Source organism: Paenibacillus sp. JZ16 (assembly GCF_015326965.1).
Classification (GTDB): Bacteria; Bacillota; Bacilli; order Paenibacillales; family Paenibacillaceae; genus Paenibacillus_AQ.
Genome location: NZ_CP017659.1, coordinates 6,062,194 through 6,079,149, shown reverse-complemented (window position 1 = coordinate 6,079,149; position 16,956 = coordinate 6,062,194). Strand labels below are relative to the sequence as shown.

Annotated in this window: 14 protein-coding genes; 1 reads left to right on the top strand and 13 read right to left on the bottom strand. The window is 51.9% G+C overall.

Annotated features, from left to right (window positions below):
- Nucleotides 1-73 precede the first annotated feature (73 nt).
- From pepT to BJP58_RS27045, 11 genes are all read right to left on the bottom strand, one after another.
- Nucleotides 74-1,306, bottom strand: coding sequence for a peptidase T (gene pepT, locus BJP58_RS27095; RefSeq protein WP_194541363.1), 1,233 nt, complete (start codon nt 1,304-1,306; stop codon nt 74-76).
- 144 nt (nt 1,307-1,450) lie between these two features.
- Nucleotides 1,451-2,287, bottom strand: coding sequence for a MetQ/NlpA family ABC transporter substrate-binding protein (locus BJP58_RS27090; protein WP_194541362.1), 837 nt, complete (start codon nt 2,285-2,287; stop codon nt 1,451-1,453).
- Nucleotides 2,288-2,343: 56 nt separating this feature from the next.
- Nucleotides 2,344-3,042, bottom strand: a complete 699-nt coding sequence (locus BJP58_RS27085; RefSeq protein WP_071223550.1) for a methionine ABC transporter permease — start codon at nt 3,040-3,042, stop codon at nt 2,344-2,346.
- A gap of 4 nt (nt 3,043-3,046) precedes the next feature.
- Complete coding sequence (locus tag BJP58_RS27080) at nt 3,047-3,796, bottom strand: methionine ABC transporter ATP-binding protein (RefSeq protein ID WP_194541361.1); 750 nt, start codon at nt 3,794-3,796, stop codon at nt 3,047-3,049.
- Between the two features lie 220 nt (nt 3,797-4,016).
- Nucleotides 4,017-5,987, bottom strand: a complete 1,971-nt coding sequence (locus BJP58_RS27075; RefSeq protein ID WP_194541360.1) for a tetratricopeptide repeat protein — start codon at nt 5,985-5,987, stop codon at nt 4,017-4,019.
- A gap of 207 nt (nt 5,988-6,194) precedes the next feature.
- Nucleotides 6,195-6,692 (bottom strand): DUF3995 domain-containing protein, encoded by a 498-nt coding sequence (locus tag BJP58_RS27070; protein ID WP_194541359.1) that lies wholly within the window; start codon nt 6,690-6,692, stop codon nt 6,195-6,197.
- Nucleotides 6,693-6,794: 102 nt separating this feature from the next.
- Nucleotides 6,795-7,781 carry an ABC transporter ATP-binding protein gene (locus BJP58_RS27065; protein WP_194541358.1) on the bottom strand — a complete coding sequence of 329 codons (987 nt, stop codon included), beginning with the start codon at nt 7,779-7,781 and terminating at the stop codon, nt 6,795-6,797.
- 15 nt (nt 7,782-7,796) lie between these two features.
- Nucleotides 7,797-8,597: an ABC transporter permease gene (locus BJP58_RS27060; RefSeq protein ID WP_071223555.1), complete on the bottom strand. Its 801-nt coding sequence runs from the start codon at nt 8,595-8,597 to the stop codon at nt 7,797-7,799.
- Nucleotides 8,594-9,370: an ABC transporter permease gene (locus tag BJP58_RS27055; protein ID WP_194541357.1), complete on the bottom strand. Its 777-nt coding sequence runs from the start codon at nt 9,368-9,370 to the stop codon at nt 8,594-8,596. The genes BJP58_RS27060 and BJP58_RS27055 overlap by 4 nt, the downstream gene beginning before the upstream one ends.
- A 281-nt stretch (nt 9,371-9,651) precedes the next feature.
- Entirely contained in the window at nt 9,652-10,608 is a 957-nt protein-coding gene (locus BJP58_RS34165) for a cupin domain-containing protein (protein ID WP_194541356.1), read from the bottom strand.
- A 98-nt stretch (nt 10,609-10,706) separates the two neighbouring features.
- Nucleotides 10,707-11,618: a LysR family transcriptional regulator gene (locus tag BJP58_RS27045; RefSeq protein ID WP_194541355.1), complete on the bottom strand. Its 912-nt coding sequence runs from the start codon at nt 11,616-11,618 to the stop codon at nt 10,707-10,709.
- Nucleotides 11,619-11,737: 119 nt separating this feature from the next.
- On the opposite strand from BJP58_RS27045, the gene BJP58_RS27040 reads away from it, so the two are divergent.
- Nucleotides 11,738-13,132 (top strand): MFS transporter, encoded by a 1,395-nt coding sequence (locus BJP58_RS27040; RefSeq protein WP_194541354.1) that lies wholly within the window; start codon nt 11,738-11,740, stop codon nt 13,130-13,132.
- A gap of 91 nt (nt 13,133-13,223) precedes the next feature.
- Here BJP58_RS27040 and BJP58_RS27035 read toward each other — a convergent pair whose 3' ends face one another.
- Both BJP58_RS27035 and BJP58_RS27030 read right to left on the bottom strand, forming a co-directional pair.
- Nucleotides 13,224-15,083, bottom strand: a complete 1,860-nt coding sequence (locus BJP58_RS27035; RefSeq protein ID WP_194541353.1) for an ABC transporter ATP-binding protein — start codon at nt 15,081-15,083, stop codon at nt 13,224-13,226.
- The gene (locus BJP58_RS27030) at nt 15,064-16,806 is read right to left on the bottom strand and encodes an ABC transporter ATP-binding protein (protein WP_194541352.1); all 1,743 of its coding nucleotides are present in this window, start codon (nt 16,804-16,806) and stop codon (nt 15,064-15,066) included. Before BJP58_RS27030 ends, BJP58_RS27035 begins: the two co-directional genes overlap by 20 nt.
- Between the last annotated feature and the right edge of the window lie 150 nt (nt 16,807-16,956).

Here is a 16,956-nt window from a genome sequence, read left to right as displayed (position 1 = left end):
GCGGGCCCAAACAAGAGGAAACGAAAAAGCCGCCGGCATTCCTGCCGGCAGCTCCTTTTTGAAAAGATTTAACTTAAGCCCGCTCCTCATACAACTGCACGATTTCAATAATCGTTTGAACGGCCAATACCATATTGTCGGCGGATACATACTCATACCGCCCGTGGTAGTTCTCCCCGCCCGTAAAAATATTGGGTGTTGGCAGGCCCATGTACGACAGTTGAGAACCGTCGGTGCCACCGCGGATCGGTTCGATGATCGGCTTGATTCCCAGCTTCTCCATGGCTGTCTGGGCGATGTCGACCACTACTTTGACCGGCTCGATTTTTTCACGCATATTGTAATACTGATCTTTCATCTGAAGGATGATCCGCTCGGCTCCATACTTGTTTTGAAGCTCCTCTACGATGGAGGCCAGCTTGGCCTTTCTTCCTTCGAAAAGCTCCCGGTCATGATCGCGGATAATATAACGAAGCTCGGTCAGCTCCACGTCACCCTCGATGGAAGTAAGATGATAGAAGCCTTCATAACCTTCGGTATGTTCAGGCGCTTCTTCCGCGGGGAGCATGCTATTCAGCTCCATGGCGATTTTCGCCGCGTTGACCATTTTGTTTTTGGCCGTTCCGGGATGGACATTCTTCCCTTTGCAAGTGACCAGCGCCGCTGCCGCATTAAAACTTTCGTATTGAAGCTCCCCGAGCGGTCCGCCATCCATCGTATATGCGTATTTAGCCCCAAAGGCTTCCACATCGAACTTGTGCGGTCCTCTCCCGATTTCCTCGTCCGGCGTAAAAGCAACCCGGATTTTACCGTGCTTCAGTTCCGGATGTTGGATCAAATAAGCCATCGCCGTCATAATCTCGGCAATTCCCGCTTTATCATCAGCTCCAAGCAAGGTGGTGCCATCCGTTGTAACGAGGGTATGTCCCTTGTAGCCATTCAGCTCCGGAAAATCCCGCGGGGAGAGCACCACATTCTGCGCTCTGTTCAGAATGATGTCTTGTCCGTCATATTGTTCGACGATCTGCGGCTTGACACCGGCGCCCGTAAAATCGGTAGCCGTATCGATATGTGCCAAAAAGCCGATGGTCGGGATCTGTTTATCCGAGTTTGCCGGAAGCGTGGCCATCACATAGCCATTCTCATCCATCGTTACGTCCTGCATGCCGATTTCCTTCAGCTCGTCCACCAGCAGCTGACCCAGCGTCAGCTGTCCCGGTGTCGAAGGGCAGGTATTACTGTTCTCGTCTGACTGCGTATCCACTTGTGCATAGGTAATGAGTCTGTCGATTACTTCTTTTTTCATAAATTCTCAACTCCAATACGTATGGGTATGTAAGGTGCACCTCTCAAATCCATGAAGAGTATACCATATTTGGCCGCACTCAAAAAAATAACCGTCCCCCGAAAACCTCGGAAAACGGTTATTATGAACCATAAAATACGCGCTTTATTCAAAAGCCGGCAGCGCAATCTCAGAGTAGTTATCCTCGAAGAACTTTTTCACTTCCGGGCTGGTCATCGCCTTGGCAAGCTTCTGGATCGGCTCGGAATCCACATTATCTTTACGGGCCACCAGCGTAATGGTGAAGTCAGAATCGTTGCCTTCGGTTACGAGAGCATCCTTCTTAGGGGTAAGTCCCAGCGGTTTCGCGTATGCCGGCGTCATGGCAACCATATCGACGTCGTCGAGCGTACGGGCCAGCATGAGCAGATCCACCTCGGTGAACTTGTATTTATGCGGATTCTCCACGATATCCGCCTGCGTCGCTTGAATGCCGACGCCTTCCTTCAGCTTAATCAGGCCGTTCTTCTCGAACATCACCAGGGATCGGCCGATGTTGGAAGGGTCGTTAGGAATCGCGATGCTTGCACCGTCCGGAAGCTCTTCGATGGTCTTATATTTTTTGGAGTACGCTCCAAAAACGGCATTATAGATCGGGGTGACCGGAACCAATTCCGAGCCGTTGTTCGCATTGTACTCTTCCATGTACGGCACATGCTGGAAGAAGTTCGCATCTACCTCTTTATGGGCCAGCGCATTGTTCGGCTGCACATTATCGGACAAGATCTGGATTTCAAGGTTGATGCCTTCTTCCTTCAGCATCGGCTTCACCAGATCAAGCACCTCGGTCATTGGCGGAATGAGCGTTGCGACTTTTAATGTAACTTCTTCCGCGGCATCGGGTGCAGCACTCTCCGGAGCCTTGTCCTTGGCAGGTTGCTGCCCGCAGCCTGCCAGCACCAGCAAGAGGGTCAGCATCAGCAGCATTAATTTCTTATTCATCGTTTGGTTACCTCCAGTTAAAATATAATCGGTGTACATGCGTTCAAAAAATAGAATTAAACTTTTCTCTTATCGAGCAGTCTGGATGCCAGGTTCCCTCCAAACTGGATGGACTGTACCAGAATGATCATAATGATGATTGTAAATGACATAAGCTCTCCCTCAAATCGCTGGTACCCGTAACGGATCGCGAAGTCTCCGACGCCACCCCCACCCACGATCCCCATCACCGTAGAGTACGAGATAAAACTGATCGTGGATGTTGTCAGCCCAAGTACAAGGCCCGAGCGGGCCTCTACATACAGGAATTTGTATATCATTTGGAGTGTGGATGCCCCCATGGAAGCGGCCGCCTCCATCACTTCCTTCGGCACCTCCAGCAAGGATTGCTCTACCAGCCTAGAATAGTAAGCCACCGCAACGACGGATAAAGGAACCGCAGCGGCCAGCGTCCCCAGGGAAGTACCGACGATCCATCTCGTAACCGGTATCATAATGACAACCAGAAGCAGAAACGGGAATGACCGTATGACGTTAACCAAGGCATTCAAAATGGAGAATAGAAGGCGATTCTCATACTGCTGGCCTTTTCGACACAAAAATAGCAGTGTTCCGACCGGAAGACCCAGTATTATAGCGGCAGCAATCGATATGCCCACCATGATGAACGTCTCGCCAATCGCCCGCCAGATTTCATTCTGATACTGCAGGACATAGGCAAAATAATCACTTAAATATGGAATGATGTCATTCATGGAACTAACAATCCCCCACTTTCCCTGCACCGTCCATTGAAGATCCGAAATCCCGAGGAGTCTCTCCATCGCTTAGCTGATTGCGGTACGTTCTGCTCAGACGTCCGTTCTCCATAACGGACACCTGGTCGCAAATGTCGTTCACCACGTCCATCTCGTGGGAAACGATTACGATGGTTACCCCCAGCGTTCGGTTGATATGCCGGAGCACCTCCAGAATATCCGCGGTTGTCTGGGGATCCAAGGAAGAGGTCGGCTCATCGCACAACAAGACGGTCGGCGAATTGGCTAACGCTCTGGCAATCGCTACCCGCTGCTTCTGCCCGCCGCTTAGCTGAGCCGGATACGACTTCGCTTTATCCTCAAGTCCGACAAAACGTAAAACCTCCTGGACACGATTCGCCCGTTCGATCTTCGGTACCTTTGCGAGCTCAAGCGGCATCGAAACATTGCCCCATACCGTGCGGTTGCTGACCAGCTGGAACAGCTGAAAGATCATGCCAATCGATCTTCTTGCCTCCCGAAGCTCCCTGCCGCCAAGGGAGGTCAGCTCCTGACCATTCACCACGACTCGGCCGGAATCCGGTCTCTCCAGTACATTCATGATGCGCAGCAGCGTCGATTTCCCAGCTCCGCTCGTGCCGATGATTCCGTGTATGCTTCCCTCCTCAATATGAAGAGAGACAGCGTCTATCGCCTGATAACGGCCACTGCCGCTGCCAAAGCTTTTACTGACCTCTTGCAGTGAGATCATGATAATCCCCCTCCTTGCACATGAAGAAAGCCCGCTTGGCTATGCAGCCTGCGAGCATGTTATGCTGCAACAACTATTGAATCATACCATAATTTCAGACAAAATGTGACACCACTTCTTGGCGGACTCTAACTTCTTCGTGATCAACGCATCCCTACATGAGCACCGGACTTACAGGGTGAATGCAGGATTCGATGATTTTGCTGGTTAAGAGCGGCATTCAGGACAAATAAAGCTGATGTCCATACATGCCCGTTAACCGTTCTACCGCTTTGTTCAGCAAGCTCTCTTCAAAGCCCTCCAAGCCTTCGATGGCTTGGATTTTATCCGCCGGCGGCATCTCCTTCTGAAGATGCAAGCTCCAGTTCACGATGGCCTGTATGGCATCTTCATGCTCGAACTGGCCGTAAAAAATATGTGCTTTGTACAAATAGCTGTCGGCATGCTCGGGAACCAGCCTCAGTACCTCGTCAAAAGCAGCTAATGCCGCATCCTCGTCCTGATCCTTGTAATAAATCTGTCCCAGTCTGAAATAAGCGCCCGGATGACCCGGCGAAAGCTCCAGCACTTGCAGCGTATCTTCCTTCGCCCGCACATAATCCGCCATCGAATAATAGATTCCGCTTCGCAGGCTGTAGAGGCTGCCTTGCCCCGGGTTCAAACTGAGCCCTTGAGCACAGTCCGCTAATCCCCGTTCCAGCTGTCCGGTCTCCACAAAGCAAACGGCACGAAACTCGTAAAATCTCGGGTTCGACGGATGCGCCTGGATTGCCTGGGAATAAGCATCGATGGCCAGATCCCACATGCCCATCTCCTTATAGATATGGCCGCTGGCCGCCAAATACGTCGGATGCTCGGAGAAGGACTCCTCCTGCTTAACCGCTTCCTGCAGTTCAAGCAGCGCTTCCTCATTGCGTCCCTGAAGATAGAGCACATAACTCAGCTTGTTGCGGATTTCAGTCCCGTCCTGAAGCGCGGCTGCTTCCTTCAGAGCCTGCTCCGCTGATGGCAGATCATTCATCTCCATGTAAATATCGGCGCGCTGCACATAATTCGGTGCATCATCATTCTCAAGCTTAAGCAGCTTGTCATTGATCGCCAGCGCCTCCTCCTGACGACCCAGCCGGTAATAGCAGTCGGCCATCCAATAGCAGGCCAGCGGGGAGTCCGGCTGTCTTGCATACAACTTCGAAATCAGCTCGTAGGCCTGATCCTCCAGACCATCCTCGCGATAAATCCGGGCCATGTCGAAATACGCGCGGTAATCGTCCGGCGCCGCTTCAATCGCCCATGCCAAATCCGCTTTGGCTGCATTTTTGTTACCGGAACGATTGAAGACCTCCGCTCTCTTTAAGTAAAGCTCGTATGAATCCGGATACCGCTCAATGGCCTCCGATAGAAAGTGCTCGGCCTGTCCCATGTCCCCAAGCTGCACGTACAGGTCCGCCATAGATTTCCGAAAGGAATACGCCTCCCGCACTTGCCGCTGAAACGTCTGAAATGCACCGTAGCTGTAGTTGGTGCTGCCTGCAAACAGCGCATATCCGCCATCCGCTTCCGCTTCATACCGATCGGCCAGCTGGATACCCTCCTGTAGAACTCCCACGGCTTCCTGCACATGATCCATCAGATCCAGGGATACGGACAGCATGTAATAATACATCGGGATGGCGCGTTCCGGCTCCTGGATGCTTAGTCGAAAATAGTGCGCCGCTTCCGCCGGATTGCCGCTCTCGTAAAAGGTCATGCCCAGCTCATAATAAGTTGAAATAACCGTGCTCCTGTCCTCTCTTTTAATGCTTTCCTTCAGATCGCGGATCGCCTCTTCATATTGATTCAAATCCTTGTGGGCAATCCCCCGGGTATACCAATTCATATAATTGTCGGCATTCAACCGAATCGCTTCATTTAGATCCTCAATGGCCTCGCGCTCCCGGTTCAGCTCACGCAAAATATGAGCGCGCCGCTCATAAGCGCGATGGCTTCCGCTCGTATCGATCACGCGCCCCAAATAAGTTATGGCCTCTTCCGAATGGCCGCTGTTGTGCAGCAGCTCCGCATAGTGCAGCTTATCATTGAAACTGGTAATGGCACTTTCGCCTTTTCTCATATATTTAAGGGCTTGTTCAAAATCCCGCTTCTTTCTGTAATGGTTACCGATACGGAACCAGATCCGCTTCATCAACTTCATGGTGGCTCATCCTTTATATGTAGATGTTATTCTTGGGCTCGTATGATCAGAGCAGAGGTTTCCTTCCTCTATCTCTATATTATACTTCCTCTATGTCCATTTGCACCCAAATTAAAAAGGAACCGTGCAGGCTCCTCTTTAGGTGTGTATCCTATTATATTGTACAAGGTTACCAAAAATGTCCAACGAAAGAAATACATGCGTTATTTAGTGAAACGATTTTGATTTATTCTGCTTACGAACTTTTCCCCCATAGTATGCTGCTGTACCCAGTGAAATTCCCCAGATCAGGAAGAGTGCGTACCAGAAGTATCCCCACACCGCCATGGGGCTTGCATCTTGATCGGCATACATGGGGGCCGACTGAACGCGGCCGACCGCTAACAAATACTGCATTACGAAGTAAGTAAATCCCCATAATGACAACAAAACAGAACCGATGGCAGCTGGTATAGTTAGCAACCATTTCGGTAAGCGCAGCCCCCACGGCCTGGCAAAAGCAAGCGCGAAAACGGCTGCCAATAAGGCCAGGGTACCCATTCCCCAGTAACCGATCACGTGCGTCCAAAATTCATCAGGCGCTTCCTGGAAATCCCCTGGGAATGCAAACCCGATGCCAAGTCCCCACCAGAAATGGGGGAGGGCATACATAACAGCGGCAATGCAAGCCGTATACCCGGCTTTTTTCATTCTTGAATGATTCATATCAATCACCTCAAGCTCATCATACTTAACGAAAAGAGCATTCAGATGACTTGAAGTTTAAGTTTAGTTTAAATATGCGGTGGAGCCCGCTCTTGACTCTGTTCAGTACACCTTATGAATCACATCTTCGAAATCGGGATCTTCCATATCGATATCATCCAGCTCGCCCCAGCGGCCCAGCTCTTTAAAAATATCAAGCGTATTCATCTCGCGGCGGTTCACCTCAATGGTGACGGTGTTATCCAGCGTGCTTGTCACCCGAATCGGGACGGTAAAAGCCTCTTCACCTAAAAATTCCTCGGGAATTACAAAAGGACCGCGGAAAGTGACGGTGATCACGGTAGGCAGCCCGATGGTGTCTCGTAATGACTTTACCGTCCCATCATAAGACAGCTCGCCGTTGTTAATGACCATCACGCGATTGCACAGCTGTTCGATATCATCCATGTCATGCGTCGTGAGCAGTATGGTCTTGCCGAATTGCTCGTTGATCAGCTTGAGAAAACGGCGGATGTTCCGCTTGGCGTTTACGTCCAGACCGATCGTCGGCTCATCCAGGAACAGCACGTCCGGATCATGCAGCATCGCGGCGGCGAGGTCGGCGCGCATGCGCTGGCCGAGCGACAGCTTGCGTACAGGCGTTTCCCAGAACGCCTGTAAATCCAGCAATTCGGCAAACTGTCCGAGTCTGCGCTCCTTGTCCGCCTGATCCACGCTGTACATTTTAGCCAAAATATCGTAAGAATCCTTCACCGGCAGGTCCCACCACAGCTGGCTCCGCTGACCGAATACGACGCCCAGGTTGTTCACGACGCTGCGCCGCTCCTTGTGCGGATTCAAGCCTCCGATCGATACGTGACCCGAGGTCGGGTGGAGAATGCCGGTCAGCATTTTGATGGTGGTGGATTTGCCGGCCCCGTTCGGTCCGATGTATCCGACGAATTCCCCCTGCTCCACTTGAAAGCTGATTCCCTTCACGGCTTCCTTCGTCCGGTATTCTCTCGTAAACAGGGTTCGCAGCCCGGAGAAGCGCCCCTCCTTCACAACCGGCGTTTTGAACTCCTTGCGTATGTCGTGGACTTCAATCATTGACGCGTTCCTCCTTTAGCTCCCTGTACTTTGATATTTGGTCAAACCAAACTGCCAGAATTTCAGACTTAAGAAGAGACATACCAGAGCCGCTCCAGCCAATGCGGGCAGCACCCAAACGCCGAGCTCGCCCCGCAGTATGTATAATGACGGGATGTAATTGACTAAACCGACCGGGACCACGATCAGCAGGATCGACGACATCCATTTGGGATACAGCGTGAGCGGATACTGGGCTGCCGTCCGGGCCGCGTCCTCCGTAATATTTTGAAGCTCGGTGATCCGGGTCGTCCAAAAACCGAACGTGGCGGTCGCAAGTCCGATCGAGAACAGGATGACGGCTCCCGTGACGATAATATAGAGCGATTGCGGCACCGCGCTCCATCCGACTTGCCCTGCCGCCATCATGCCATGCAGCGACCACCAGAGCAGAAAACCGCCCTGCAGCACTTCGCCCAACATAATCCGGAATTTCTGCGGCATGAGCGCCAGCAGCACCGGCATGGGACGGGTCAGCAGTTGGTCAAGCTCCCCGTTGACCAGATAGTGTTCAAGATGGTGCACTTCATCCGCAAACGTCCGGTAGAGCGTCTTCGATAAGGTCATAACGGCAAACAAATACCCGATTTCATGCATGGACCACCCCTGAATGGCCCCAAATTTGTAGAGCACGATAGCAACCATAAGAAATTCAGAAATTTGGATCAGCGCCGCCAGAAACGAAGCCAGGATAAAATTGAATTTGTATTGCATGCGGCTTTTGATGCTGGTGCGGATCAGCAGCGCGTACAGAGATAGCCAGGATCTCGTGGTCATCCTCCTTGCACCTCCACTTTCCGTCTTAGGAAGCCTGTTGCCAGCAGGCTGGCCATCGTGAGCAGCACGCACCACAAGAGCGTCCCCCATAGATAGGAAACGTCATCAAAACCCAGATAGATCCGGGTCGGCACATAGAGCAGATACGGATACGGCGACCACCAGGCCAACGTCTGAAGCCAGCCCGGCAGCCATTCAATCGGAATAAAAAAGCCTGCAAGAAGATTGATCATCGCATGGTTGCCCCAATACAACCAAGACGATTCCGTTGTCCATAATGCGGATGCGCCGATGAGATAGTTGATGCAGATCGATAAATAGGCGGCTCCTGCAAGCGCAATGGCTACATAGAGGAAGGTAGATGCTTTTCCGGGTAAATGCAGCGAGAAAGCAAAATAATACACCAGGTAGATCGGGATTGATTTGTAAACGAATTGGTAGGCGATTTGCCCCCATTCCTTGGCCATCAAATGACTGAACAAGTGAACGGGTCGCATCAAATCCAGAGAGATATGGCCGGTTCGCACGGCTTGGGGAATGCCGAGGCCATTCGTGACGAAACTGGAAACCCAGAGCGCAGCTTGCGTAAAGGCGATATAACCGACCATTCCCTGTGTTCCGTAATCTCCGAGTGCGTAGTCTGCACCGAGACCGATCCAGATACAGGCATACATGAAGCCGAACATCGCGCTGGCGATATTGTGCACCATGTGTGCGCCGCGGTACTGCAAATTGCGGGCATAGGCTTTGGAAGCCAATGTGAAATAAAGCATGAAGCACCTCCGATAAGCATTTTAGATGGCGGACCCATCCACTTCAGACAAGGCGAAAATGAGAGAAGGACAATAGCATACCAGAACGTTCCAGATCAGGCAAGGCTTTTTTCAGAAGGAAAATATACGGACGATCCGGGATACAAAAAGAAGCCTTCTTCTCCGAGGGGTGGTTTTAAAAGAAACCACCAAGGGAGTTTGAAGACTTCGGAGTCGTCATATAAATGATCAGGCGTCATCATCTTATACTGCTTGCAATAACAGACCGCAAGCATAAGGTGTCACTGGCCCTCTCGCCCATTTTCCGTATCGGGTTCAGGACCACGGCTAGAGACAGACTCTGGATCCGGACTCGTTTTGTACAGATACTGAAGCTGCTGGAAGGGCTGCGGCTGGAAAAATGGCGATTGCTGATGTGCCTGCTGCGAATAGGTTACCGGTTGTGCATAGGGTGCCGGTTGCGCATAGGGTGGCGAGAAGGAAGCTTGCGGCGGATACGATGGCGGCTGTGAATAAGGGGAATACGATGGGGAAACGCCATACTGCTGCATCCTCGCTTGTTGATAATTGTATGGATACGATGGATAGGATGGTGGCGATGGTGCATATCCATAATAGCTAGGCGGCGAAGGTTGCTGTACGTTCAACGGAAATGGCTGGTCAAACGGCTGCCGCTGAATCGATTCAACGTAGGGGGCATGGTCGTCCCGCTTGCCGCAGCCCGGCAGTGGCCCCAATATGACCGTTTCCTTCAGCGGAGCAACCGCTTTGGCGTAATCCTCCTCATTCACGCAGTATGCGATATGCAAGATCTCCTTGGGAATATGCCTGAGGAAGTCCGATCCATATACGATATCCGGCGTCGGCTTATCAAATATGGTCAGAATATGGGCTTTGTCGCTCAGCGTCAGAATCCAGTGGAACCAGCCTTTTGGTAACATCGATACCTGTCCCGGTTTTAGCTTGTAGGTCATCAGCTTCTGGGTGAAGGGATTAAATACGGAAGTCAGCACTTCGCCGCTGATGACAAACACCAGCTCATCGACATTCGTATGCCAATGGGGCTGGATGATAATTCCTTTGGTCATATGAACGTTGAAGAATCCTGTGGCAATGGCCGGCATCTGATTTTCAAACACCTGGGTTATGTAATTTCCCGCATCGCGTTTATAGTTCAAAGTGTCGTTCGAGTCCGCAAACAGCTTCAAATTCGGAGATGTCAGTACTGGATCCAGCATCGTATTCCTCCCTTGAAAGTTCTTGATCTATCTGTATGCGTAGAAGGCCCGGCCTATGTAGAAGGGGATCGCCGGGACAGGAAATAAGACGTGATCTATCAGATCACGTCCCTATGCATCATCGGCTCCTGAAACTCGCCGAAATAGTCTACCAGGAATGACTGGAATTCTCTTGCGGCCTTGGACAAATATCGCTGCTCCAGCCACGCTAGAGTGAAGGTCCTGTAGCAGGAAGGTTTCTCGATACGCACCATCTCGTACGGCGGCTCTTCATCCCCTTTGCACCCGGGTACAAATGCGGCTCCAAGCCCGGCGGCCACCAGACTTCCCAAAGCGGCAGGTTCATCCACTTCACAGACGACATCCCGGCTGATCCCGGCCAATCGGCAGAACTCCTCATTCATTTTACGGAACGGGTGGCCTTCCTTGTATTCGATGAAGGCTTCCCCCGCAACGTCCTGAAGGGAAATGCTCTTCCTGCCCGCCAATCGATGACCGTGGGGTACCGCCAAGAACACCTCGGCATGGAGCACCGGGATTTCCCGAAACTTGTCATCATCCAATGCCGCAGCCGCAAAGCATAAATCAACTTCACCATTCTCCAGCATCTGCACCATCTCCATCATCGAGTCAGGCGGAATCTGGATAATGCGGAAATTCACATCAGGATATCGCGCACGGAAAGCTCCCAATGCTTTGGACAGCCGAGGCAGTGCCGTCGTTGCAATGCGGATGCTGCCCCGCTCCATACCTGCCAAATCCGACACCTCTCTCTTCCCTTCCTCAAGCGCTGACAATGCCGTATCTACGCTTTTCAGAAAAGCCTTCCCGAATGAATTGAGCTTGATTTGCCGATTCTGCCGATCAAATAGCTGTACACCCAAATCTTCCTCTAACCTGGCAATCGTCTTGCTGAGCGCTGGCTGGGCAATTCGGAGTTCCTTCGCAGCCTTGGTCATATGCTCCATTCTGGCCACCGTCTGAAAATAATGCAGCTGAAGCAGTTCCACGATGTTCTTCCTCCTTTATTGATACCCTTGAGTATATGAATGCATGTCATAATATATATTTTTATTTATTAACTATCGATTGTAGAATAAATCGTAACCAAAGGAAAGGGGGAAATCACATGAACGAACATCAGCAACAACCACCATCTGCTGAAAAATTAATACGCATTCTGGCCTTTACGATGATTCTCTCATCAATGAGCGCAACGATGTTTAATATCGTGCTTCCGGAAATCAGCAAGCAATTCCAGCTTTCCTTTGCCCAGGTCAGCTGGGTATCGTCGATTTACATGCTGATTTATGCCATAGGCTCTGTCCTATATGGAAAATTGGCCGACACCTATAAACTCAAAAATCTGCTCACTTTCGGTTTGCTTCTCTTCCTAGTCGGTTCTATTGTAGGTTTGGCGGCACAAGCCTACTGGATGGTGCTGCTGGGGCGGATCCTCCAGGCTGCGGGGGCAGCCGTCATTCCGGCAACCGCCATGATCATTCCCGTTCGCTATTTCCCTGCGGAAAGCCGGGGCCGCGCGCTCGGCATAACCGCCACCGGACTCGCTATCGGAAGTGCGATTGGGCCGGTTGTCTCGGCTCTGATCGTCAGCGTGTTCCACTGGAGATGGCTCTTCTGCATCCCGCTGTTGATCCTTGTTACCTTGCCGCTGTACCGCAAATATTTGGGCAATGAACAAGGTCAGGGTGGACGAATCGATTGGCTCGGCGGCGGTCTTCTCGCCGGAACGGTTGCGCTGCTGCTCCTTGCGGTGACGCAGAGTGGATGGATATTCGGCGTAGGCAGCTTCATGCTGTTCCTGTTGTTCCTCCTGCGCATTCGATCGGCTAAAGAGCCTTTTGTCCAGCCCCGTTTATTCAGCAACAAAAGCTATTCGGTGGGTCTGGTCCTCGGCATATTCATCATGAGTGTCGGTTACGCCCTGCCTTTTCTTACTCCGCAGCTGCTGGCGGATATTAACGGTTTGGCTCCGGGATGGATCGGATTTGTTATGGTGCCGGGAGCCGTCGCTGCGGCCATACTCGGCGGAAGAGGCGGCAAGCTCGCGGACACCAAGGGAACGCGTTATCTGTTCTATACAGCGTCCACCCTGCTTCTGCTCTGTTTCGCCCTGTTGTCCACCTTCGCGGGCGTATCGCCATACCTCATTGCGCTGATTCTGGTCTTTGGCAATGTAGGTCAAATATTTATGCAAATCTCGCTCTCCAAGACCATCTCATTGTCGCTGCCCAAAGAGCAAGCCGGTGTCGGGATGGGATTGTTCTCGCTGCTTAACTTCCTGTCCGGCGCGATCGCCACGGGGGTGTACGGCAAAGCCGTCGATCTTGGCGCCGGCAGCTCCTGGAATCCGCTGAACCTGTTCCAGGGCGCCTCCACCTACAGCAACATCTATATCGTCCTGGTTGCCTTGCAAGCTGGAGTTCTTCTGCTATTCATGCTGCAATTTGGTAAAGCCGCGGGGCAGCGTAAACTGCAGCTTCAAACTACGAGCTCTAAATAAGACGAGGACAAGAGATATTTACCAAGCTTAAAAGGAAAAACCACCGGAGTAATCGGCTTCTTTAAGCCTCTCCGGTGGTTTTAATTCTATTTTACATAGCCGCCCGTTTCAGCTGGCCGTAATACAGGTCGCTGTAGAATCCTCCCTGCTTCAGCAGCTCATCATGGGAGCCCTGCTCTAATAAGCGTCCATCCTTGAGCACCAGGATGCGGTCCGCCGAGCGGATCGTGTTTAAACGGTGGGCAATGACAAAGCTCGTCCGCCCTTTCATCAATCGCTGCAATCCTTCCTGGATTTTGATTTCCGTTACGGTATCGATGCTGCTTGTCGCTTCATCCAGCACCAGCATGGAAGGGTTGGCCAGAATCGCCCTCGCGATGGCAAGCAGCTGCTTCTGTCCTTGACTGATGCCGCTGCCGTCAGGCTTGAGTTTCTTGTCATAACCATCCTTCATCCGCACGATAAACGAGTGGGCATTGGCCAATTTCGCGGCTTCTTCCACTTCCTCATCGCTGGCATCCAGCCGTCCGAAGCGGATGTTCTCACGGATCGTGCCCTGGAAGAGGAAGGAATCCTGCAGCACAAAAGCCATCTGCGAGCGCAGACTCTCCCTGCGGATCGAAGAAATATCCCGCCCGTCGAGGGTAATCCTTCCACTGTCCGGATCGTAAAACCGGGAGAGCAGCTGAATTAACGTCGTTTTCCCCGCACCGGTCGGACCGACCAGCGCAATCATCTCGCCGGGTTTTGCTTCAAAGCTGATTCCTTCCAGTGTGTCTCCGTCTTTCTCATAAGAAAACGAGACGTTGTCGAACTTCACCGCGCCCTCCACGCTCTTCAGCGTGACAGCAGCTCCTTCGTCCTTCGCTTCAACCTCTTCATCCAGCACCTCGAATACGCGTTCCGCCCCCGCAATGGCAGACAGCAGCGTATTCCATTGGTTTGCGAGATCGTTCAGCGGTCTCGTAAACTGCCTTGCATAACTCTCAAATATAATGATGACGCCGATCGTAATATGCCCCTGAATCGCCATGATGCCGCCGATGCCTGCTACGATCGCAAAGCTCAAGTTGTTGAGCCCGTTCATCAGCTTCGGAATGAAGCCTGATATGCTCTGCGCCCAGAAGCCCGACAGACGAATCCGTTGATTGCGCTCATCGAATTCGCGGACAACCCGTTCTTCCTGGGAAAAAGCCTTAATAATCCGCTGCCCCGACAGCGTTTCTTCAATATACCCGTTCAGATCCCCCAGGTTGCGTTGACGCTCCTTAAACAAGGGACCGGTCCGCCGGGTAATCCAGCGCATCCCCATCATCATCAGAGGCACGACCAGGAATGTCAGCAGCGTAAGGAGCGGACTAAGCCATAACATGACGGTTAATGTGCCGATTAAGGTCAACACGCTCGAGAAAATTTGAATCGCTGAGCTGTTGAGCGTTGAGCTCACGTTCTCGATATCATTCGTTAGGCGGCTCATGATCTCACCCTGCTGGCGTTTGCCGTAGAACGGGATCGGAAGCCGGTGCAGATGCGTGAACAGATCCATCCGCATCCGGTACACCGTCTCTTGGGCGATTCCGATCATCCAGACGTTGTGCAGCCAAGTGGTTAAAGCCTGAAGAACATAGACGGCGGCCAAGCCAACGAGAAAATACAACCAGGCCGCGTCGATGGAGCTGTCCGGATTACGCACATCATCCAGAAATCTATCCACGCCGACGCCAAGCAGATAGGGACCTAGCAATGCAAGGCCCGAGCTGATCAACACCATCAGCAGCACGAGTGCGAGCTTGCCTTTGCGGCGGGCGAGATAAGCCCATATTCTGGAGAGGGTGCCCGACCAGTTTTTGGCCTTGGCCTTTGGCTTGCCCCCCTGGCCGCCATCCTTATTCTTGCCAAGATCAATCTTCGGTCTCGGATGACGAAACGGTTCAGTGAATGCCTTGAGCATGCTGCTGCGCCTCCTCTCCGTATTGGGATTCATAGATGCGTCGATATAGAGAGGAACTTTCCATCAAATCTTCGTGGTTCCCTTTTCCAATCAAACGCCCATCGTCCAGCAGCAGAATCAAATCAGCCGAAGTGGTCGAGCTGATCTTCTGCGTGATCAAAAACGTCGTACAGGACAAATCCTTCAGGGCATCCAGCAGAGCACCTTCCGTTCGGACGTCAAGGGCGCTGGTGCTGTCGTCCAGAATAAGGATGGCGGGCTTTCGCACAAGCGCCCGCGCAATGGACAGGCGCTGCTTCTGTCCCCCGGACAAGTTGACCCCGCGCTGGCCCAGCATCGTGTCATAACCGTTAGGGAGACGCTCAATGGTATCGTGGATTTGCGCTCTGCGCGCCGCTTCTTTAATTTCCTCCATGGAAGCCTCCTCGCGTCCCCAGGCAATATTCTCCCGCACCGTACCGGAGAAGAGCAGCACTTCCTGCGGCACATAACCGATGCTGCTGCGCAGATTTACCTCATCGATCGATCCGGCGTCCATTCCGTCTACGCGTACTGTTCCCTTCTCTTCCTCGTAAAGCCGTGGAATCAGCTGTACTAATGAAGACTTGCCGGAACCAGTTGCTCCCATAATCGCGATCCGCTCTCCGGGCCTCGCTTCAAAGGAAATATCCGTCAGCACGTCGATGTCGCTGCCCGGATAGCTAAAACTCACTTGCTCGAACTTCACGCCGCCTTGAATTTGAACCTTTTTATTCTTATCCTTGGCCGCGCTTGCTGCATCCTCTTCCGTATTTAACACCTCTTGCGTCCGCTGTGCGGAAGCGCGTCCCCGGGAGAAGGCAACGACAACCCAGGACAGGGCGGACATGGCACCAATACAACGCAGGGAATAATTGACTACGGCAACCACTTCGCCGACGCTGGCACTGCCGGACGCGATGTCTTTGCGGCCGAACCACAGGACCGCCATAATCCCTGCATTCATTATGAGAAGAATAAACGGCATCGTTGTCTCCGTTAATCGCAAGGTCGAGACCGTGGTGCTCATCAGCTTGCCAGAGGTACGGGCAAAGCGTTCAATTTCGTGTCCCATCCTTACGAATACGCGTATCAACCGAATCCCGGTCAGATTCTCCTGAATGACGCCGTTCACCGCATCCAGTCGCTGCTGTACATGGCGGAACGCATCCGCTGCCCGCTTCATAATCCAAGCGATAAAAATAAACAATAATGGCACGGTAAGGACAAGCAGCAAGCCCAGCTTCACATTCACCACCAATGCCATGATGATGCTTCCCAGCACAACGAGCGGAACGCGCGTCATAAACCGCAAGCCCATGAACACCGTATCCTGAATCTGGGTGACGTCCCCTGTAAGTCTGGTAATCAAAGATGAGGTAGCAAACCGGTTAAATATCGAATAAGAGAAAGACTGCACCTTTTCATACAGCTGATCACGCAGATCATAGCCGAGTCCCTGACTCGTATGCGCCGCAAAAAAAGAGCTGGATATTCCCGCTATAAAGGCAATAATAGCGCTTCCAGTTAAAACGGCTCCCCACATCCAGACAACGGACAAATCCTGTTTCTGTATGCCGTCGTCAATGATTTTAGAGATGAGCAGCGGCTGAATCAGCTCAACGGTGAGCTCAATCAGCATCATGACCAGTGCCGCAATCGCTGCGACGCGGTACTTTTTCAAGATCGAGAAAACCATTCCCATAAGCATTCCTCCGAGGCTGAAGACCTTTATCATGTTCATACATCAATTACCCACTGGTCTTCATGTAGTAGCAATATTAGTTCGTACAAGAGCTCGATATGTCTATTATAATATATTTTCTCCTAGAACTTACCGACTGATTAAAAAATC

Excerpts from the sequence above, each read along its gene's own strand:
- BJP58_RS27055 (WP_194541357.1), bottom strand. The coding sequence starts at position 9,370 with ATGCTTTATTTCACATTGGCTTCCAAAGCCTATGCCCGCAATTTGCAG.
- pepT (WP_194541363.1), bottom strand. The coding sequence starts at position 1,306 with ATGAAAAAAGAAGTAATCGACAGACTCATTACCTATGCACAAGTGGAT.
- BJP58_RS27065 (WP_194541358.1), bottom strand. The coding sequence starts at position 7,781 with ATGATTGAAGTCCACGACATACGCAAGGAGTTCAAAACGCCGGTTGTG.
- BJP58_RS27060 (WP_071223555.1), bottom strand. The coding sequence starts at position 8,597 with ATGACCACGAGATCCTGGCTATCTCTGTACGCGCTGCTGATCCGCACC.
- BJP58_RS27085 (WP_071223550.1), bottom strand. The coding sequence starts at position 3,042 with ATGAATGACATCATTCCATATTTAAGTGATTATTTTGCCTATGTCCTG.
- BJP58_RS34165 (WP_194541356.1), bottom strand. The coding sequence starts at position 10,608 with ATGCTGGATCCAGTACTGACATCTCCGAATTTGAAGCTGTTTGCGGAC.
- BJP58_RS27030 (WP_194541352.1), bottom strand. The coding sequence starts at position 16,806 with ATGGGAATGGTTTTCTCGATCTTGAAAAAGTACCGCGTCGCAGCGATT.
- BJP58_RS27070 (WP_194541359.1), bottom strand. The coding sequence starts at position 6,692 with ATGAATCATTCAAGAATGAAAAAAGCCGGGTATACGGCTTGCATTGCC.
- BJP58_RS27080 (WP_194541361.1), bottom strand. The coding sequence starts at position 3,796 with ATGATCTCACTGCAAGAGGTCAGTAAAAGCTTTGGCAGCGGCAGTGGC.
- BJP58_RS27035 (WP_194541353.1), bottom strand. The coding sequence starts at position 15,083 with ATGCTCAAGGCATTCACTGAACCGTTTCGTCATCCGAGACCGAAGATT.
- BJP58_RS27075 (WP_194541360.1), bottom strand. The coding sequence starts at position 5,987 with ATGAAGTTGATGAAGCGGATCTGGTTCCGTATCGGTAACCATTACAGA.
- BJP58_RS27040 (WP_194541354.1), top strand. The coding sequence starts at position 11,738 with ATGAACGAACATCAGCAACAACCACCATCTGCTGAAAAATTAATACGC.
- BJP58_RS27090 (WP_194541362.1), bottom strand. The coding sequence starts at position 2,287 with ATGAATAAGAAATTAATGCTGCTGATGCTGACCCTCTTGCTGGTGCTG.